At 32.6% G+C, this 18,950-nt stretch carries 18 protein-coding genes; 4 read left to right on the plus strand and 14 right to left on the minus strand.

Features of this window, described 5'->3' with window-relative positions:
• Positions 1-59: 59 nt before the first annotated feature.
• The 11 genes from ASC44_RS03790 to ASC44_RS03840 all read right to left on the minus strand — a co-directional run bounded on the left by ASC44_RS03790 (position 60) and on the right by ASC44_RS03840 (position 11,701).
• Positions 60-1,955 carry an acetate--CoA ligase gene (locus ASC44_RS03790; RefSeq protein WP_055446293.1) on the minus strand — a complete coding sequence of 632 codons (1,896 nt, stop codon included), beginning with the start codon at positions 1,953-1,955 and terminating at the stop codon, positions 60-62.
• A 2-nt stretch (positions 1,956-1,957) separates the two neighbouring features.
• On the minus strand, positions 1,958-2,176 hold the full coding sequence (locus ASC44_RS03795; protein WP_055446294.1) for a hypothetical protein: 219 nt from the start codon (positions 2,174-2,176) through the stop codon (positions 1,958-1,960).
• A 71-nt stretch (positions 2,177-2,247) separates the two neighbouring features.
• Positions 2,248-2,613, minus strand: coding sequence for a response regulator transcription factor (locus ASC44_RS03800; protein WP_055446295.1), 366 nt, complete (start codon positions 2,611-2,613; stop codon positions 2,248-2,250).
• Positions 2,614-2,629: 16 nt separating this feature from the next.
• Complete coding sequence (locus tag ASC44_RS03805; RefSeq protein WP_055446296.1) at positions 2,630-5,320, minus strand: sensor histidine kinase; 2,691 nt, start codon at positions 5,318-5,320, stop codon at positions 2,630-2,632.
• Entirely contained in the window at positions 5,313-5,507 is a 195-nt protein-coding gene (locus ASC44_RS03810; RefSeq protein WP_055446297.1) for a hypothetical protein, read from the minus strand. The genes ASC44_RS03805 and ASC44_RS03810 overlap by 8 nt, the downstream gene beginning before the upstream one ends.
• Positions 5,508-5,674: 167 nt before the next feature.
• Positions 5,675-7,441 (minus strand): sodium:solute symporter family protein, encoded by a 1,767-nt coding sequence (locus ASC44_RS03815; RefSeq protein ID WP_055446298.1) that lies wholly within the window; start codon positions 7,439-7,441, stop codon positions 5,675-5,677.
• 123 nt (positions 7,442-7,564) lie between these two features.
• Positions 7,565-7,825 (minus strand): DUF4212 domain-containing protein, encoded by a 261-nt coding sequence (locus ASC44_RS03820; RefSeq protein ID WP_055436786.1) that lies wholly within the window; start codon positions 7,823-7,825, stop codon positions 7,565-7,567.
• Positions 7,826-7,837: 12 nt separating this feature from the next.
• A complete protein-coding gene (locus ASC44_RS03825) occupies positions 7,838-9,085 on the minus strand; it encodes a hypothetical protein (protein ID WP_055446299.1) in 1,248 nt (415 codons plus the stop codon).
• 105 nt (positions 9,086-9,190) lie between these two features.
• A complete protein-coding gene (locus ASC44_RS03830; RefSeq protein WP_055446300.1) occupies positions 9,191-9,610 on the minus strand; it encodes a transposase-like zinc-binding domain-containing protein in 420 nt (139 codons plus the stop codon).
• 162 nt (positions 9,611-9,772) lie between these two features.
• Entirely contained in the window at positions 9,773-10,126 is a 354-nt protein-coding gene (locus ASC44_RS03835) for a DUF779 domain-containing protein (RefSeq protein WP_055436783.1), read from the minus strand.
• 75 nt (positions 10,127-10,201) lie between these two features.
• Positions 10,202-11,701, minus strand: a complete 1,500-nt coding sequence (locus ASC44_RS03840; protein WP_055446301.1) for an aldehyde dehydrogenase family protein — start codon at positions 11,699-11,701, stop codon at positions 10,202-10,204.
• A 171-nt stretch (positions 11,702-11,872) separates the two neighbouring features.
• On the opposite strand from ASC44_RS03840, the gene ASC44_RS03845 reads away from it, so the two are divergent.
• Entirely contained in the window at positions 11,873-12,793 is a 921-nt protein-coding gene (locus ASC44_RS03845; protein WP_055446302.1) for an AraC family transcriptional regulator, read from the plus strand.
• Here the strand turns inward: ASC44_RS03845 and ASC44_RS03850 are convergent.
• Complete coding sequence (locus ASC44_RS03850) at positions 12,790-14,166, minus strand: alanine/glycine:cation symporter family protein (RefSeq protein ID WP_055446303.1); 1,377 nt, start codon at positions 14,164-14,166, stop codon at positions 12,790-12,792. The genes ASC44_RS03845 and ASC44_RS03850 overlap by 4 nt on opposite strands.
• Before the next feature lie 63 nt (positions 14,167-14,229).
• On the opposite strand from ASC44_RS03850, the gene ASC44_RS03855 reads away from it, so the two are divergent.
• Positions 14,230-15,318 carry a heparan-alpha-glucosaminide N-acetyltransferase domain-containing protein gene (locus ASC44_RS03855; RefSeq protein ID WP_083476234.1) on the plus strand — a complete coding sequence of 363 codons (1,089 nt, stop codon included), beginning with the start codon at positions 14,230-14,232 and terminating at the stop codon, positions 15,316-15,318.
• A gap of 92 nt (positions 15,319-15,410) precedes the next feature.
• On the opposite strand, the gene ASC44_RS03860 is transcribed toward ASC44_RS03855, so the two are convergent.
• Together ASC44_RS03860 and ASC44_RS03865 are read right to left on the minus strand one after the other, a co-directional pair.
• Positions 15,411-16,361 carry a phosphoribosylaminoimidazolesuccinocarboxamide synthase gene (locus ASC44_RS03860; RefSeq protein ID WP_055446304.1) on the minus strand — a complete coding sequence of 317 codons (951 nt, stop codon included), beginning with the start codon at positions 16,359-16,361 and terminating at the stop codon, positions 15,411-15,413.
• A gap of 334 nt (positions 16,362-16,695) precedes the next feature.
• A complete protein-coding gene (locus tag ASC44_RS03865; RefSeq protein WP_055446305.1) occupies positions 16,696-17,652 on the minus strand; it encodes a PhoH family protein in 957 nt (318 codons plus the stop codon).
• A 122-nt stretch (positions 17,653-17,774) separates the two neighbouring features.
• On the opposite strand from ASC44_RS03865, the gene ASC44_RS03870 reads away from it, so the two are divergent.
• Both ASC44_RS03870 and ASC44_RS03875 read left to right on the plus strand, forming a co-directional pair.
• Positions 17,775-18,608, plus strand: coding sequence for an SAM hydrolase/SAM-dependent halogenase family protein (locus tag ASC44_RS03870; protein WP_055446306.1), 834 nt, complete (start codon positions 17,775-17,777; stop codon positions 18,606-18,608).
• A gap of 40 nt (positions 18,609-18,648) precedes the next feature.
• On the plus strand, positions 18,649-18,945 hold the full coding sequence (locus ASC44_RS03875) for a putative quinol monooxygenase (protein WP_055446307.1): 297 nt from the start codon (positions 18,649-18,651) through the stop codon (positions 18,943-18,945).
• Positions 18,946-18,950 lie beyond the last annotated feature (5 nt).

Consider the following 18,950-nt stretch of genomic DNA (forward strand, 5'->3'; position numbering starts at 1 on the left):
TAATTTGAATTATTAATGAGATTACTCCTCACGAAAGTTATTGTAATCTCGATACTATTTTATTTATGAATTCCAATAGTATAGATTTCATATACTGATTTAATTTCTTCTATTATGGTTACATCATCAATGGTTGATGGTATATTATACTGTTGTTCGTCTGCGATATTACGCAACAATTTACGAAGAATTTTCCCGCTTCGTGTCTTTGGTAATCTATTTACAACTAGCACATCTCTAAAAGAAGCTACTGCTCCTATTTCGTTACGTACATCTTGTATAATTTCTTTTTGAATGGTGTCATTATCTGAAGTTTCTTCAGTTTTTAAAACCACTAAACCTAGCGGCTTTTGACCTTTAAGTTCGCAATGCACACCAAATACGGCACATTCTGCAACAGATTGGTGTGAGGATACTATTTCTTCCATTTCGGCAGTAGATAAACGGTGTCCTGCAACGTTAATAATATCGTCTACACGACCTGTTATAAACACATAGCCATCTTCGTCTTTATAACCACCATCTCCAGAGAAATAGTAACCTGGAAAACGGTCTAAATAACCAGATTTAAAACGTTCCGGATTTCCCCAAAGGTTACTTAATGTTCCTGGTGGTAACGGCAGTTTTATTACAACGTAACCTTCAACCGAAGATTCTACTTCTTCGCCTTCTTCATTTAATATTCTAATATCGTAACCAGAAACAGGTAAGCCTGCAGAACCTGGTTTTATGTCTTGCAATCCTACACCAACCATATTGCAAATCATTGGCCAACCACTTTCCGTTTGCCACCAATGGTCTATTACTGGAATTTTCAGTTTTTCTTCTGTCCAACTTAGCGTCGCGACATCACAGCGTTCTCCTGCTAAAAACAAATATTTTAAGCAAGACAAATCGAAACGCTTAATCATGTTTCCATTAGGATCTTCCTTTTTTATTGCTCTAATTGCTGTGGGCGCTGTAAACATAGCCTTTACATTATGCTCATTAATTACACGCCAAAACGTTGAAGCATCTGGTGTTTTAATGGGTTTCCCTTCAAACAGAATGGTTGTATTTCTATTTAATAATGGTCCGTAAGCTATAAAACTGTGTCCTACCACCCAACCAACATCACTTGCTGCCCAAAATGTTTCGCCTCCGTTAACACCATAAATGTATTTCATAGAGAATTTTAAAGCTGTGGCATAACCACCTGTATCTCTAATTATACCTTTAGGTGTTCCTGTGGTTCCTGATGTATATAATATATACGAAGGATGTGTGGATTGCACCGAAATAGCATCAATTGAAGGTGATGCTTCTACTAAAGTAGTGTAATCTATGTCGTAATTTTTCTTTGGTATCTCAACACCTAATTGTCTATCGAAAACAATAACATGTTCAGGTTTACTTTCCGCTTTAGCGATAGCTTTATCTACAAATGGCTTATAAGGAATAATACGATTAATTTCTACTCCGTTTGATGCCGTGATGATAACTTTTGGCTTACAATCGTTAATTCTAATCGCCAACTCATGTGGTGCAAAACCACCAAATACAACCGAATGTATTACACCTATTCTAGCACAGGCCAACATAGCATATAGTGCTTGCGGAATCATAGGCATATAAATAATACACGTGTCTCCTTTTTGCAATCCTAAACCTTGTAATCCACCTGCTAATTTTGATACTTCGTAGTGTAATTTATTAAAGGTGATATGTTCTTTTGTATTGGTAACTGGCGAATCGTAAATAATAGCATTCTGTTCTCCAAAACCATCGTTAATGTGCTTGTCTATACACAAATAACTTAGGTTAAGTTCTCCATCTTGAAACCATTGATTATACTCATATTTATCTTTAGATAATATACTTTTTGGCACTTTAAACCAATCTAATTTTAGGGCTTGTTCTTGCCAAAAGAGTTCTGGCTGCTCAATACTTCTTTTATAAAATTCTTGATAATACATAGTTAAGCTTTTTTAGAATTAAATAAGCCAAACCAATTAGGATTAAGTATTTTGAGTTTAATAAGTACCCAAATAATAACCACAAAACAAATACCCAAAACTATAGAAAGTATAGGGCTTGCGTTTGTGTTATTTTCGAATTTTAACCTTAAATAAAGCGTTACTATTACATAAATACTTATAATAATATCTGACGCTAATGGATTGATGTGAAATTTCATGTCTTTAAACTTTAATTAAACTTAGTTTGTTTGCACACAAAACCAATTTTAATAAAACTCAAAAATTATTTCTAAGTCACTAGTTCCAATATTTCTGAAACTATTTTTTTTATAGAAAAAGGTTTTGTTAAATACTTATCTGCTCCAAGTTTTAAACCTTTTTCAATATCTGAAGCTTTATTTTTAGCTGTTAAAAACACCACTTTGGTATCTTTTAAACTGTCTGTATTTTTAATATGTTTTAAGGTTTGATACCCATCTACATTTGGCATCATAACATCCAACAAAACAACGTTAGGGATATGATGTTTTAATATCTCTAAAGCTTCACTTCCATCTCTTGCAATAAACACTTCAAAATCTTGTTTTTTGAAAGTGTATTCTAACGACATAACAATATTAGGTTCGTCGTCAACAATTAAAATTTTCTTCTTCATACTTTATGACAACAATTTACTTAAAAGGTATGGTAAAAACAAGCGTTGCACCTTTTTTAACGTCTTTTTTTGCCCAAATTTTTCCGTTATGCTTTTCTATTATTTGTTTTGTGATTGCTAAACCCAATCCACTGCCTTGAGGTTTAATAGTATTTTGGTGTTTTGATTGGTAAAATTTATCGAAAATATAATCATAATCTTCTTCAGGAATCCCTTTACCATTATCGGTTACTGAGATTTCTACAAATGCATTACCTAACTTTAAATCAACTTCAATCTCTCCTGTTTTAGCATTACAAAACTTAATAGCGTTAGATAATAAATTAGTTAATACTTGAAGAATACGATCTTCATCATAATTAGTTTTAAAACTATGCACATTTTTATTATAAACGTTTACTTGTTTTTTAGCTGCAATTTGCGAGATGCTATTGATAGCTTTAGTTATGGTTTTTTGAAGGTCTTGGTACTGCATATCTAAATGTAAACGACCTGTTTCAAGTTTTTCGAAATCGAGAATATTGTGAATTAAACGTCCTAATCGATCGGAATCTTGAAGTATGTTTTTTAAAAATTGCATTTTTATTTCATGAGGCATATTATCTTCTTCATCCATCAATAACTCTGTTGCAGCTCTAATACCAGTTATTGGTGTTTTAAGCTCATGTGCTACTGTATCTAAAAATTCGTCTTTTTGTTTGTCTTTAGATAATAACTCTTCATTGGCATCTTTTAATTTTGATGACAGTTGAGACAACTCGTTCGATTTTTCTAACAATACTTTATTGCTAACGATGTTTTCTTTAGATTCTTCTAAAATCTTCAACACTTCTACTAAACTAATTTGTTCTTCTTTTACTACACTTGCAATTAATATTTTGGCTGAAGCCGAACCAATACTTCCGGTTAAAAGCTTTTCAGAAAAATTAATTAATCGTGCGTCTGCCAATTGCGTATCTTGTGGCAACTTGTATTTGGTGAAGAAGATTTTTAACGCTCGAGTAGCTCTTTTTTCACCTAAAAAACGAATTAATACATTTTTAATATCTGCTACATGTGCTTCTCCTTTCCATACCAATGCACTGTCTTGAAGTTTGGTAAAGTTTTTACTATCCACAAACATTTCGGCATAATTACGTTCTCGATAATTTCCTTTAGAAGTTAGTGAGAATACTAAATAACTCATGATATTAAAGGTCATGCTCCAAAAAAAGGCGTGCGCTGGAGGACTTAAAAAATCGATACCAAATAAAGCATAAGGTTTTAACACCTCAATACCAAGTAAACCAAATTGTGTAAAATCGTCTGTTCCTGTGTAAGCTTGTAATGTAAAAGGTAATACCAAAGCATATATGGCTATAAAAAAACCAACTAGTATACCAATAATTGCTGCTTTTGAAGACCCACGATTCCAGTACAAACCAATAAAAAAAGAAGGTGCTAATTGAGAAATAATAACAAACGATATTAAACCAATAGAATACAACGATAATTCTTTTGAAAATATGACGTAAAAGAAATATGCTGTAATTATAATTGTAAATATAGAAATACGGCGAATGTTTTTAATGTATTTTGAATTACGCTCTGGTTGATTTTTAATAAACTTATCTAGAAACCCGTAAGGTATAATTAAGTTATTACTCACCATTGTAGATAATGCTAATGTAGATACAATAACCATAGAAATAACTGCCGAAAAACCACCTAAAAAAACGAGTGTTGCTAAAAACGAATTTCCGTTTTCTAATGGCAATAGCAACGAGTAGTATTCTGCATTTTGTGTATTACCAAAGGTTAGTTTTCCTGCCCAAGCAATAAAAATAACAAACAGATTAAACAATAATAAGTATAATGGAAACAACCAAATCGCCTTTTTTAAGTGCTTTTCTCTATTGTTTTCTAAAACCGATACCTGAAATTGTCTTGGTAATAAAAATATTGCCATAAAAGATAAGCCTATTAAGAAAAACCAATTAAAACCATCCTCAATACCACTAAGTGTGGTGAGTTCTTTAAAGTTTTCGGTTACTGAAATCTGATTGTAAATATCTGTAGTGCCATCAAACAAATAAAATGTAACATAAATACCAATGGCTAAAAAGAATACGAGTTTTAAAACCGACTCAAAAGCTACTGTAGCAATGATACCTTTATGTTTCTCGGAAGCATCTGCATTTTGCGTACCGAAAAAAGTGGCAAATATTGCTAATAATAAGGCGACGTAAAATGTAGAATCGTCTATTACAGTCGTGGATACGTAACTGCTATCGTCTGACATGATTTCGAAGGTTTCTGACACCGCCTTTAATTGCAACGAAATGTATGGCAAGGTCCCAAATAAACAAACAACAGTTACTAATGCGCCAAGAAACCTATTATTACCATAACGTAGTGAAATAAAATCTGCAATTGATGAAATTTTATGTTGTTTAGAAATCCTGATAATTTTCCGAAGTACCACAATCCACAAAGGCGCAGCGATAACTGGTCCTAAATAAATAGGAAGAAAGTTAATACCAGAATTTGCGGCAATACCAACACTACCATAATAGGTCCATGCAGAACAATACACTGCTAAAGACAAAGTGTAAACGTATGGATTGTTAACCCATTTGCTTTGTCGTTTTTTTTCACCTAAAAAAGCAATGTAAAACAAGACTGCTAAATAGATAACAATTATAATTATTAATGCGTAGTTATTCATAATGGCGTTTTAAAACTATGTATGAAATAACAATAGATAGTAACCAAATTGAAAATATAGAAAAGTATAACGTAGGAATACCATAAACAGCACCTTCAAAATTAAAAATAAGAATGAATGGTATATTAAAAATTAAACATAATGCTATAGATAATACCACTAGCTTTTGTTCGTGCCGTTTTTTCATTTGGATGATTGGTTTTCTTTTCCGCGAAAGCGAAAAAATAATAACTTTACTAATATAAGAAATCAGCACTACATAAATGTAATGCTGATTTGCTAACTAACTAAATTTAAATTAAGTTCAATATTCTTTAGCTTTCGCTGAAAAATATTCAGACAGAACTCAATACTTTAATGGTCTTGAGCCTCACCTGCTCCTGAAGGTATTCTAATACTTTCAACCATATCTTGTACATCTTGCGGTGGCTCAGGCGTCATACGTGATACCACTAATGATATTACAATGTTTACCGTCATTGCAATGGTACCAAATCCTTCTGGAGACGTACCAAACCACCAATCTTCACTTGTACCACCACCAAACATGTCTAGTTTGAATTTCATCATATAGAATAGCATTAAAACGATACCTACAACCATTCCTGAAATGGCACCTTGGCTATTCATTCGCTTATCGAATATTCCTAAAATAATGGCCGGAAAAAAGGAGGCTGCTGCGAGACCAAAGGCGAGCGCGACGACTGCTGCTACAAATCCTGGCGGATTAATACCAAAATATCCTGCAATTAAGATAGCTACAAAAATTGCTATTCTTGCTACTTTTAATTCATCTTTATCTGAAATATCTGGCTTTAATTGTTTTTTAACTAAATCGTGAGAGACAGACGTTGAGATTACTAATAATAATCCTGCTGCAGTTGATAATGCTGCTGCCAATCCACCTGCTGCTACTAATCCAATCACCCAATTTGGTAAGTTGGCAATCTCAGGATTTGCTAATACCATAATATCTCTATCGACATATAATTCGTTTTCAGCATTACTTGGATTAGAAACTATACGTTCTCCGTTTGCTCCTCTCGCTTCTGTATATTCTGGTTTTTTACCTGATAACGAATTACCAGCTACATATTGAATTTTTCCATCTCCATTTTTATCAGACCAAGCAATTAACCCTGTATTCTCCCAGTTTTTAAACCATTCTGGAATTTCTTTATACTCTTTATTACTAACCGTTTCTATTAAATTTGTTCTTGAAAACACTGCAATTGCTGGTGCTGTTGTGTAAAGAATGGCAATTAAAAATAATGCATAACCTGCAGATTTACGTGCATCTTTTACTTTAGGCACCGTAAAGAAACGCACAATTACGTGTGGTAATCCTGCTGTACCTGTCATTAATGCTAAGGTAATTGCAAAAACATCCCAAGTAGATTTTGTTCCGCTTGTGTATTCGTTAAAACCAAGTTCTACATGTAACTTATCTAATTTATCTAATAAAAACTCACCACCTTCAACGGTTCCTCCCATTCCTAATTGTGGAATAATGTTTCCTGTCATTTGCATTGAGATAAAGAATGCAGGTACCATAAAAGCAAAAATTAATACACAATATTGTGCGACTTGTGTGTATGTAATCCCTTTCATACCTCCTAAAAGTGCGAAGGTTAAAACAACTGTCATCCCGATAATTACACCTATGTTAATATCGACTTGTAAGAATTGTGAAAATACGATACCAACGCCACGCATTTGACCTGCAACGTAAGTAAACGATACAATTAGTGCGCAAATTACTGCTACTGTTCTTGCGGTGTTAGAATAATATCTATCACCAATAAAATCTGGAACTGTAAACTTACCAAACTTACGTAAATATGGTGCTAAAAGTAAAGCTAAAAGTACGTATCCACCAGTCCAACCCATTAAGTAAACAGAACCGTCATACCCTGAAAAGGAAATAATTCCTGCCATACTAATAAAGGAGGCTGCACTCATCCAATCGGCTGCAGTAGCCATACCATTTGCTAAAGGAGAAACGCCTCCACCAGCAACATAAAATTCTTTTGTTGAGCCTGCTCTTGCCCAAATTGCGATTCCAAAATATAAGGCAAAAGTAATTCCTACTAATAACCATGTCCAAAATTGTACACTCATAATAATTGTTTTTTATAGTTCCCTTTAAACTTGTAAATGTTCTCGATACAATTCCGAAGAAAAATCGAAATCACTCGAACTGACAGTTAAGAATTTAAAGCAAACATTTAGTTATTAGTTAGACTACTCGTCGTAACCGTATTTTTTATCTAGTTTGTTCATTAATCTTACATACACGAATATTAATATTACGAATACATATATAGAGCCTTGTTGGGCAAACCAGAAACCTAGTTTAAAACCACCAAGTCTTATTTGGTTTAATTCTTCTCTAAAGAGAATGCCACATCCAAAGGACACAACAAACCATATAACAAGTAATATTGCTAAATACTTTATGTTCTCTTTCCAATACGCCGAAGCGTTTTTTTGTTTTTCACTCATAGTTTGCTAGTTTTATAGATATATCATGGCTTGAAGCGAAATAGTATTCGAATCTAAAGCTCCAAATTCTTGATTTTTATATTCTAAAGTTAATTTTGAATTGTGTCCACTCATGTAAGCATTTACACCAATACCTAAAGTAGATCTATCGTCTCCTACAGCATCATAACTATGCGTGCCGTAACTAACGTAAGGTTGGTATCTTGTTTTGGTTTTATCGCCTTTAAAAACATAACCTACATGACCATAAACCATACTTCCTGTACCATAAGCACTGTATAAATAGTCTTTACCGTAATCGCTGTTTTGATAGACAGCATACGCGGTAATTGCACTTCCTTCTTCTCCAATTGGAGCATCATAGAATGCATCTACTGCAAATATAGATACGTCTTCACCTTCTAAATTTGGCGTTAAAGCAGTACCTGTATCTATCACAGAGCCTTTAGGATGTAAAAAGAAACCTGCACCTACATTAAATATTTTTTTACCACCTAAATAACTACCTACTTTATAAGGCAGAAAGTTAGATTCTTGATCTAAGAAATTATAATCGAAATAACCAGCATATGTTTTACCAGCATCTTTAGAACCTAAAGTTGCGCGACCATTATAGACAGCATCCCCACCTGCAACAGCAGTTCGAGCATCTAAAGTTGAAACTGATGCATCATTAATAGCGACACGATATTGCAATTTATCGAATTTACCTTTTGCAAAAACACCTAAATGACGTGCAAATTGATCGGACAAGCCAATAGTTGCCCAAGATTGACGATTATTATCTAACGTCATCATGTTAAGTGTACTTTGATTGTTTAATCTAGAAATACCATTAAAGTAATGCAAACCACCACCAACTGTGTGGTCTTTACCTAAATTGTATTGTGCCCAAACATCATGAAAAAAGAGTTGTGAGCCATCTCCTTTTCCTGTTGGACTTAATGTAGAACTTGTTAAGCTGTTTAATCCGAAATGTGTTACAATTAAAAAGTCTTTATTAATTTGTGCAAACATTAATATACGAGCACGACGTAAATTAAAATTTAATTTACTGTTTTCGTTTCCGTTGGCATCAAAAGTATCGTCTGTATTGTAATTGGCTTGAACTTGCGCCCAAGAAATAAGCCGAAGATATTTAGATCCATCTTCGTTAAATTTAAACTTAAGACCTCCATCGTAATCTGGAGAGCCTTGAGCAATCATAAATTGAAAGGACATTAAAAAGAGTCCAGCCAATAAAAGGGTTTGTTTTCTCATTGTTTAAAGGATTAATTAGTAGTTAATTGGTTTTGTGTGCACTACAATCTCTTAAAAACAATGTGTTAACAAAAAATTAATATATTTTTTTGTTAATTTACTATACTAATCTTTAAAACGCTCCCATTTAATTAACATGAATTTATCTCCTAACTCTGTAACTACCACGCCTGCTCCTTTTATATTTTCAGCATTACTAAAATAAACAGCTAATTCTGAAGCATTTAAAATCTTGTAAGTAGGATGATAATTTGAGTTATAAGGTCGTTTAATATTATACTTTTTCACCCAATTCATGATACTAACGTGAGAAATACCTAAAATGCGTTCGATTTCTCGATACGTTAAGCCTTCTAAATATAATTGTAACGATTTATTAACGTAGTAGTCGTCTATCTTCTTTCCTATCTTATTTACAGAGAAGAAATAGTTGCATTTTTTACACTTATAACGCTGCCTATCGTTAACAATTCCGCTTTTAATGTAATGGTCTGATCCACAATTTGGACATAAATCTACTGTCATGTATATTAATTTAGCATAAATATATCAATTTAGCAATATAAATAAAACTATATTGTTAAAAACTTAAGAATTAGCAATAAAAAAAGCTCTAAAATTAAGATTATACTTAATTTTTAGAGCTTAAATTATTAAAATGAAAATATAGTTGGTTATATATAAGTGTTAACCATTAAAAAAAGACTCTTCTTCTTTAGTTAATAATCTTGAATGAATTAAAAAACGAAGACCTAGCGGAATCTCTAAAGAGAAACTAGCACCTCGACCTTCGGTTACGTCTACTGTTAAATGTGTGTGTTTCCAATATTCGAATTGATCTTGATTCATATAAAAATTGACATCGTTTAAAGTTCCCAAAAGGATATCGCTTTCATCTAAGTACATATCACCTTTTTCGAAAACCATTGGAGCAGAACCATCGCAGCAGCCTCCACTTTGATGAAAAATTAAATCGCCATGTTTTACTTTTAACTGTTCTAAAACTTTTGTTGCCGCTTCTGTAATTGCTACTCTTTCCATACTATTGATTTAAATTCATTAAAAAAAAGCTGAACTACAAGTTGTAATCCAGCTCTTCTCGCTATTTAACCTCTATTAAAAGAAACCTAATTTATTTTTATCGTAAGAAATTAGCATGTTTTTAGTTTGACGGTAGTAATTAAGCATCATCACATGGTTTTCTCTACCAAATCCAGATTTTTTATACCCTCCAAATGGTGCATGTGCAGGATAAGCATGATAGCAATTTACCCAAACACGACCTGCTTTTATAGCTCTAGGTATTTGGTATAATTGGTGTGCATCTCGCGTCCAAACACCAGCTCCTAGTCCGTAAAGCGTATCGTTAGCAATTTCTAAAGCTTCAGCTTCGTCTTTAAATTTAGTTACACAAACTACTGGTCCGAAAATTTCTTCTTGGAACACTCTCATTTTATTATGGCCCTCAAGTATTGTTGGCTTAATATAGAATCCGTTTGCTAAATTACCTTCTAATATATTAGCAGAACCTCCTGCAAGTACTTTTGCACCTTCCTCTTTTCCTATTTCTATATAGGATTGTATTTTTTCGTATTGATCTTTAGACGCTTGCGCACCAACCATTGTATTTGCATTGTATGGATTGTCTTGAATTATTGCATTGGTTCTTTCTACAACACGTTTCATAAAAGCATCATAAATATCTTCTTGCACCAAAATTCTAGAAGGCGCAGTACATACTTCTCCTTGATTAAATGCAAATAAAACAGCACCTTCAACGGCTTTATCTAAATAAGCATCATCATGATCCATAACCGAATTAAAGAATACGTTTGGCGATTTACCACCTAGTTCCATAGTTACAGGATTTAAGTTTTTAGACGCGTATTGCATGATTAACTGACCTGTTGTGGTTTCACCAGTAAACGCTACTTTATCTACTTTAGAACTAGATGCTAACGGTTTTCCTGCTTCTGGACCAAAACCGTGTACAATATTTATAACTCCTGGAGGAAAAACCTCAGCAATTTTCTCCATTAATAAAGTTGCTGTAGAAGGCGTTTGTTCTGCAGGTTTTAAAACCACACAATTACCAGTAACTAAAGCTGGAGGTAATTTCCATGATAACATTAAAAGTGGAAAATTCCATGGAATAATCTGACCAATAACACCTAATGGTTCTTTTATATTTAAGGATAATGTATTCTGGTCTAACTCTGCTGCGCTTCCTTCTTCCGAACGAATACAAGCTGCAAAGTAACGCCAATGATCTACAGCCAAAGGAATATCTGCATTTAATGTTTCGCGAATAGGTTTTCCGTTATCGCAAGTTTCCATGATTGCAAACTCCTCTAAATTAGCTTCAATAATATCTGCTACTTTATTTAATAACGTTGCTCTTTCTGTTGCTGAGGTATTTCCCCAAGCTTCTTTTGCTGCATTTGCTGCGTCTAATGCCATCTCTACATCTTCTTTTTGAGAACGCGGATATTTGGCTATTAAACTATTATCGATTGGAGACGTATTTTCGAAATATTGACCACCTATGGGTTCTACAAATTTTCCGTTTATAAAATTGCCATATTTCTCTTTAAATATTGGTTTAGAATAACTCATATAAAATCTTGTTAAATTAATAATTAGATAATTTTTTTATCTAAAAAATAGATTATCTTTAGTTTTGATAAAGTTATTTTATCATATCCTAATTACATTGAACATATATATCATAGTTTTGAACATATCTATTATTAACAGATTTTTCAATAAAAAAATTTAACATTAAGTATGGAATCGCTATTAAATCATCATAAAAACCATAGAAAACTAACCACTTTAGTAGAAAACAGAACGACTTATAGTGCTGATTATGCTGAACTTAATATTTTTGAAACTCATGCTTACGCGGAAAAAGTATCGTTGACCTTTAATTTTCCTGTTATAGCAAGCATGCTTACCGGAAAGAAAACGATGCATATTGATGGTTTTGAAGCATTCGATTTTTTTCCAGGCGAATCTGTAGTGATGCCAACCAATAAGGAAATGGTTATCGATTTTCCTTTAGCCACAAAAGAGAGCCCGACACAATGTTTAGCTTTAGGTATTGATGCTTTTAAAATTGATGAGGTTGTAGAGAAGTTTAATCAGCAAGTTGCTATTGAAAACGAAAACAATACTTGGAATTTAGACGAAACCACTTCGCATTTAATAAACAATACAGATGTTAATCATTTAATTGAACGCCTAACCTACACTTTTACAAATAACAATAAATCTAAAGATGTACTCTTAGATTTAATGATACAAGAATTAATAGTTAGATTATTACAAACTAAAGCGAAGTCCTTAATTATAAACGATCCTAATCAAATTTTTAACGATACGAGAATAGGAACTGTTATTAAATACATAAAAGAGAATTTAACCAATAAAGATATTAGCGTAGATATATTAGCAAAGAAAGCTTATATGAGCACCTCTCACTTTCATAAACAGTTTAAAAACACGCTTGGTATTTCTCCTATTGATTATATAAATTCAGAAAAAATTAAGTTTTCTAAAAAACTGATCAAAGAATCTAAAGATTTTAGAATGTCGGAAATTGCTTTTAAATCTGGTTTCAATAATACCAGTTACTTTAACAGGCAATTCAAAAAAATGGAATTAATGACACCTCAACAATTTAAGGTTTCTATAAATAAAGCTTAACTCTTTTTCATTCTTCTAAAATATGCTTTTGCTTCTTTAACAACTCTTGGTGCTAAAATTAATGTTGCTGTCATTGTTGGTATTGCCATTAGTGCAAATATGCCATCTATTAAATTAATCATTAAAGCCAACGAAGTTGTTGCTCCTAAAATGATACTTAAAATATAAAAATAGTTATAGTAATGTTTATTCTTATCACCTATTAAAAACGATAAACATTTTCCGCCATAATAAGCATACGAGAATAAAGACGATACACTAAACACCACAATACAAAGTAATAATAAATATCTACCATAGACTGGCATTGCTGCGCCAAAAGCATTAGCTGTTAAACTCACACCATTAGCTTCTGTTGTTTGCCAAACTCCTGTTACTAAAATTGCCAAAGCTGTTAATGTACACACAATTAATGTATCTATTGCAGGTCCTAACATTGCAACTAAGCCTTCACGTATTGGCTCGTTAGTTTTTGCTGCTCCATGTGCTAAAGGTGCTGTACCAATTCCAGCTTCGTTAGAAAAAGCTCCTCGTCTTACACCTAAAATTATTAATCCACCTAAAAGTCCGCCTAAAAAAGCATCGCCTTTATAATTTTCTGCAGCAAAAGCATCTGTGAAAATAAGCTTGAAATAGGTAGGTACAACTTCTGCATTACCTACTAAAATAACCATGATTAACACGAAATAAAGCAATACCATACTTGGCACTAACTTAGAGGCTACTTTACTAATTCGGTTTAATCCTCCTAGAATAACGATTGAAGTAATAACCACTAAAACAATACCTATAATTAGATTTGAAGTAAAGTTTACTGCAATTCCATTGGGTTTTAAAACGATATCGTTAATAGCTTGTGTTAATTGATTCACGTTAAAAACTGGCAATGCTCCTATCAAACCACAAAGACTAAAAAACACAGCTAACGGTTTCCAATGTTTTCCCAAACCTTCTGTTATAAAATACATTGGACCTCCTTGTGTATTGCCTTCGCTATCTTTACCTCTATACATAATTGCCAAACTCGACGTGAAGAATTTTGTAGACATACCAATTATTGCACTAATCCACATCCAAAAAACAGCTCCAGGTCCTCCAATAGAAATAGCAACTGCAACACCAGCAATATTTCCCATACCAATGGTAGATGATAATGCAGTTGTTAAGGCTTGAAAATGAGTTATTTCTCCTGAATCTTCAGGATTATCAAATTTACCTCGAAGCACTTGTATGGCATGACCTAAGTACCGAAATGGTAAAAATCGAGAAAGCACAAGTAGATAAAAACCACCTCCAATTAGTAAAATTAGTAATGGCAATCCCCAAACAAAAGAGGCGAAATCTGCTATAAAATCGTTTATTAATTTATACACGTAAATTGAGTTTAGACTTTAAATATAACCTATTATCTTTACACTTTTAAATATCTCTTTTATTTGAACCCAAATAGATTATATTTTATTGATGCCGTACGTGCATTTGCTATTTTAATGATGCTTCAAGGCCATTTTATTAGCACACTCCTAGACCCTATTTACAAAGATAACACCAATACTATTTATAACGTATGGTCTTATTTTAGAGGTATTACTGCTCCTGTTTTTTTTACTATATCTGGCTTAGTTTTTATATACTTAATATTAAAAGCCAAGGCTAAGGGTTGCGATAAAGCTAGAATTAAAAAAGGCTCAGAACGTGGCTTAATGCTAATTGCAATAGGCTATCTATTACGTATTCCTTTTTTAGGTTGGCTCTATGGCAGTTTTAGTACTTATTTTTTAATAATTGACGTTTTACAGTGCATAGGCTTGTCTTTAATATTACTAATTGGTTTCTACATTTTATCGCTAAAAAAACATAAAATATTATCTATTGTATTATTAGTCATTGGTACTTTATGTTTTCTATACGAACCTATTTACAAAGACCTAAATTTTAATTGGCTACCAGAACTATTAGCCAATTATCTAACCGAAGCTAATGGCTCGATTTTTACAATCTTACCGTGGTTTGGTTTCGTTGCTTTTGGCGGATTTTTAGCAACAGTTTTTTTTAGACATGTACATAAAGAACGTTTTAGATTAATAACTTCTATTTTATTTTTTAGTATCGGTTATTTATTAATAACATGCTCTTCTTGGGCGTTAATGAAACTTTACTATATAACAGATGTGGAAATATTTAAGGCTTCTGCCTATTACAATTACCTGTTTACTCGCTTTGGAAATGTACTTTTGCTATTTGGCGTTTTTTATAGTTTAGAAAACTTTTTAAAACAATCTATAATTTCTAAAATTGGAGAGAAAACCCTATCTATTTATTTTATACATTTTGTTATTATTTTTGGAAGTTTTACAGGCATTGGCTTAAAACATTTTTTCTACCAAAATCTAACACCAATAGAAGCTATTATTGGTGCTATACTATTTGTAGTGGTTGTTTGCTTTATTTCTTTTTACTATGTAAAAACGAATGCATTTATTTATAAGCAGATTCGTAAAGTCTATTTTAAATTGAAACGATAAAGCTTAAGCAGAAAGGCACTTGTTTTATAAACAAAAAAAAAGCCTCCCTTGTTATATAAACAAATGAGGCTTATCTATTTACAAAAATACTTTTAAGCTAAATATGCCAAAACATTTTTTTCTATGCGTTCTTCAATATTAGAAACATCTGCTTTTACAAATGGTTCTCCCATTATATTCTCGAAAAGCTCGATGTAACGTTCTGAAACGGTTTCAATATATTCATCACTCATTACAGGAACAGTTTGTCCTTCTAGTCCTTGAAAATCGTTTGCAATTAACCATTGACGTACAAATTCTTTAGACAATTGTTTTTGTACTTCGTTTTTATCTTGACGCTCTTGATATCCTTCTACATAGAAATAACGTGAAGAATCTGGTGTGTGGATTTCATCAATCAATACAATTTTTCCGTCTTTAGTTTTACCAAATTCGTATTTTGTATCTACAAGAATTAAACCTCTAGAGGCTGCTATTTCTGTTCCGCGTTTAAAAAGTTTACGTGTATAATCTTCTAAAATGATATAATCTTCTTCGCTAACAATAAATTTACTAATAATGTCTTCGCGCGAGATATCTTCATCGTGATCCCCCATTTCTGCTTTTGTAGCAGGTGTAATTATTGGAGAAGGAAATTTATCGTTTTCTTTTAAGCCTTCTGGCATTGCAACACCACAAAGTATACGTTTTCCAGCTTTGTACTCTCTTGCAGCATGTCCAGACATATAACCACGAATAACCATTTCTACTTTAAATGGCTCACACAAATGCCCTACTGCTACGTTAGGATCTGGAGTTGCTGTTAACCAATTTGGCACTAAATCTTCGGTAGCTTTCATCATACTTGTCGCTATCTGGTTTAGTATTTGTCCTTTGTATGGAATTCCTTTTGGCATGACAACGTCGAAAGCACTTAGCCTATCTGTTGCGACCATTACCAACTCTTTATCGTTGATATTATAAACAGCTCTTACTTTGCCTTTATAAAGACTCTTCTGATTTGGAAATTTAAAATTGGTGTCTGTTATTGTGTTATTAGCCACGAGTGTAATAGTTTTTAGTTGTGTGTTGTGTGTTTCCTAATATTTTAGGAGTTACAAAAATATTGATTAATTTTAAATTTAATGTCATTCTTAGCCTTTTGAATTAAGAAAATACCTGGAACCTTTTAAATAAAAAATCAATGTCTCTTAATATTGAGATTGCCACAATCGTGTCTCTTTCGCAATAAGGACATAAACGCTTAGCACTGATTACTTCATTCATTTTATTTACCTAAGTATCAATTATTGCTTAGCCCTGATTGATACGGCATCCTTTTTTGCCATTAAAAGCAAAAAAGATATAGTGGAAAGCAGGTTCCTGGCTCCTAAAAAACTATCCTTCTATATTTTCTATCTTTTTATAAGCTGCAATAACTGCTTTTACTAATTTATGTCGCACCACATCTTTATCGTCCAAGAAAACCATACCAATTCCTTCTACATCTTTTAAAACCAATAAGGCTTCTTTAAGCCCGGAAACGGTACGACGTGGTAAATCTATTTGGCCTGGATCGCCTGTTAAAAGGAATTTTGCGTTTTTTCCCATACGTGTTAAAAACATCTTCATTTGTGCGTGAGTAGTGTTTTGTCCTTCGTCTAAAATCACAAATGCATTGTCTAATGTACGACCACGCATAAAGGCTAAAGGTGCTATTTGTATGGTTCCGTTTTCTATGTATTGTGCTAATTTTTCGGGCGCAATCATGTCTCGCAAAGCATCGTAAAGTGGTTGCATGTATGGGTCTAACTTTTCTTTTAAATCTCCTGGTAGAAAACCTAAATTCTCTCCTGCTTCTACTGCTGGACGCGTTAAAATAATACGTTTTACTTCTTTATTTTTTAATGCTTTTACTGCTAATGCTACTCCTGTATATGTTTTTCCAGTTCCTGCTGGACCGATAGCAAAAACCATATCGTTTTTGCTCATTAAATCCACCAATTTGCGTTGGTTTGCTGTTTGTGCTTTAATTAATTTTCCGTTAACGCCATGCACTATTGTTTCTCCGCTTTTTGCAGTGGTATTATAATCGTCGCTAGTTTTACTTGTTAATACGCGCTCGATTGCGTTTTCGTCTAATTTTTGATGTTTGATAAAATGCTTGACAAGCATTTTTAGTTTTCTGTTAAACTCGTCTAAAAGCTCTTCTTCTCCAAAGGCCTTTATTTGATTGCCTCTAGCGACAATTTTTAAATTGGAAAAGTGCTTTTTTAGGAGCTTAATATTTTCGTTTCCTGGTCCAAAAAATTCTTTTGGAGTGATGTCTTCAAGTTGAATTATTATTTCGTTCAAAAGCGTATCGTTTTAATTAAGAATTTATAATCTATTTTCTTAGTTTTGTTCTGTGTTATAAACTTAATGAAGTTAGAGCACTTATATTCGCTAAAATCAAAATAAATATCAACAATTACTAAATGGCAATTATCACTTTAACTACAGACTTTGGTGAGAAGGATCACTTTGTTGGGTCTACAAAAGGCGCTATTTATAGCGAAATGCCAGAAGTGAGAATTGTTGATATCTCTCATTCTGTTTCTCCTTTTAATATTCCAGAAGCAGCTTATATTATTCAAAATGCTTATAGTAGCTTTCCTGATGGCACGATACATATTATTGGTTTAGATTCTGAAATAAACCAAGAAAATAAACATATTGCTATAGAATTGGATGGTCACTTTTTTGTGTGTGCTAATAATGGTATTATGAGTATGATTTGTGCGGAAATCTCACCCAAACAAATTGTAGAAATTAATATTCACGATAAAATTGAAACTAGTTTTCCAGTTCTAGACGTTTTTGTAAAAGTCGCTTGCCATATTGCTCGTGGTGGAACTTTAGGAGTTATAGGTAAAAGTATTGAAAGCATAAAACCTATAAGAAACCTAGAGCCTTATGTTAATGATGAGAAAACACAAATTATTGGGAGTATAATTTATATTGATAACTATGGTAATGTTATAACAAATATAAAAAAATCGTTTTTTGAAAACATTCAAAAAGGACGCGCCTTTGAAGTCTCTGCTCGAAACCATAAGTTTAAGAAAATACATACTAAATATAGTGATATTGTAAATTTTGAAACACCGGAAGAAAGCAGAAATGATGAAGGTCGTGGCTTAGTCGTTTTTAACTCTTCTAACTATTTAGAGATTGCTATTTATAAAAGTAATACTGGAAGTGTTGGTGGAGCAAGTACTTTAATGGGATTAAAATTGAGAGATACGGTTACAATTAATTTTATTAAGTAAAAGATTTCCGCCTTCGCTGAAATGAAAAAAGATATTATTTATGTTTGTAAGAATTGTAAAATTGAGTTTTGCTGAAGAAAATATCGAACAGTTTCTCGCTAATTTTGAAACTGTAAAACAAAAAATACGCGATTTTGAAGGTTGCCAGTTTCTGGAATTATATCGAGATAAAGAGAATACAGATATTTTCTTTACATATAGTTATTGGACTACTGAAGACGATTTAAATAACTACAGACATTCTGATTTATTTAAAGGTATTTGGGCAGAAACAAAACCGATGTTTAATGCTAAGCCCGAAGCTTGGAGCGTGGATAAACTGGAGAGTTTGGAGTAATTAAT

Origin of the sequence: Lacinutrix mariniflava (assembly GCF_001418015.1) — a bacterium.
Taxonomy (GTDB): domain Bacteria; phylum Bacteroidota; class Bacteroidia; order Flavobacteriales; family Flavobacteriaceae; genus Lacinutrix; species Lacinutrix mariniflava.

Bases quoted from the DNA above. Each gene is read 5' to 3' on its own strand.
- ASC44_RS03815 (WP_055446298.1), bottom strand. From the start codon at position 7,441: ATGAGTGTACAATTTTGGACATGGTTATTAGTAGGAATTACTTTTGCC.
- ASC44_RS03830 (WP_055446300.1), bottom strand. From the start codon at position 9,610: ATGACAGTAGATTTATGTCCAAATTGTGGATCAGACCATTACATTAAA.
- ASC44_RS03845 (WP_055446302.1), top strand. From the start codon at position 11,873: ATGGAATCGCTATTAAATCATCATAAAAACCATAGAAAACTAACCACT.
- ASC44_RS03820 (WP_055436786.1), bottom strand. From the start codon at position 7,825: ATGAGTGAAAAACAAAAAAACGCTTCGGCGTATTGGAAAGAGAACATA.
- ASC44_RS03810 (WP_055446297.1), bottom strand. From the start codon at position 5,507: ATGAAAAAACGGCACGAACAAAAGCTAGTGGTATTATCTATAGCATTA.
- ASC44_RS03800 (WP_055446295.1), bottom strand. From the start codon at position 2,613: ATGAAGAAGAAAATTTTAATTGTTGACGACGAACCTAATATTGTTATG.
- ASC44_RS03875 (WP_055446307.1), top strand. From the start codon at position 18,649: ATGTTTGTAAGAATTGTAAAATTGAGTTTTGCTGAAGAAAATATCGAA.
- ASC44_RS03825 (WP_055446299.1), bottom strand. From the start codon at position 9,085: ATGAGAAAACAAACCCTTTTATTGGCTGGACTCTTTTTAATGTCCTTT.
- ASC44_RS03795 (WP_055446294.1), bottom strand. From the start codon at position 2,176: ATGAAATTTCACATCAATCCATTAGCGTCAGATATTATTATAAGTATT.
- ASC44_RS03870 (WP_055446306.1), top strand. From the start codon at position 17,775: ATGGCAATTATCACTTTAACTACAGACTTTGGTGAGAAGGATCACTTT.
- ASC44_RS03840 (WP_055446301.1), bottom strand. From the start codon at position 11,701: ATGAGTTATTCTAAACCAATATTTAAAGAGAAATATGGCAATTTTATA.
- ASC44_RS03805 (WP_055446296.1), bottom strand. From the start codon at position 5,320: ATGAATAACTACGCATTAATAATTATAATTGTTATCTATTTAGCAGTC.
- ASC44_RS03835 (WP_055436783.1), bottom strand. From the start codon at position 10,126: ATGGAAAGAGTAGCAATTACAGAAGCGGCAACAAAAGTTTTAGAACAG.
- ASC44_RS03790 (WP_055446293.1), bottom strand. From the start codon at position 1,955: ATGTATTATCAAGAATTTTATAAAAGAAGTATTGAGCAGCCAGAACTC.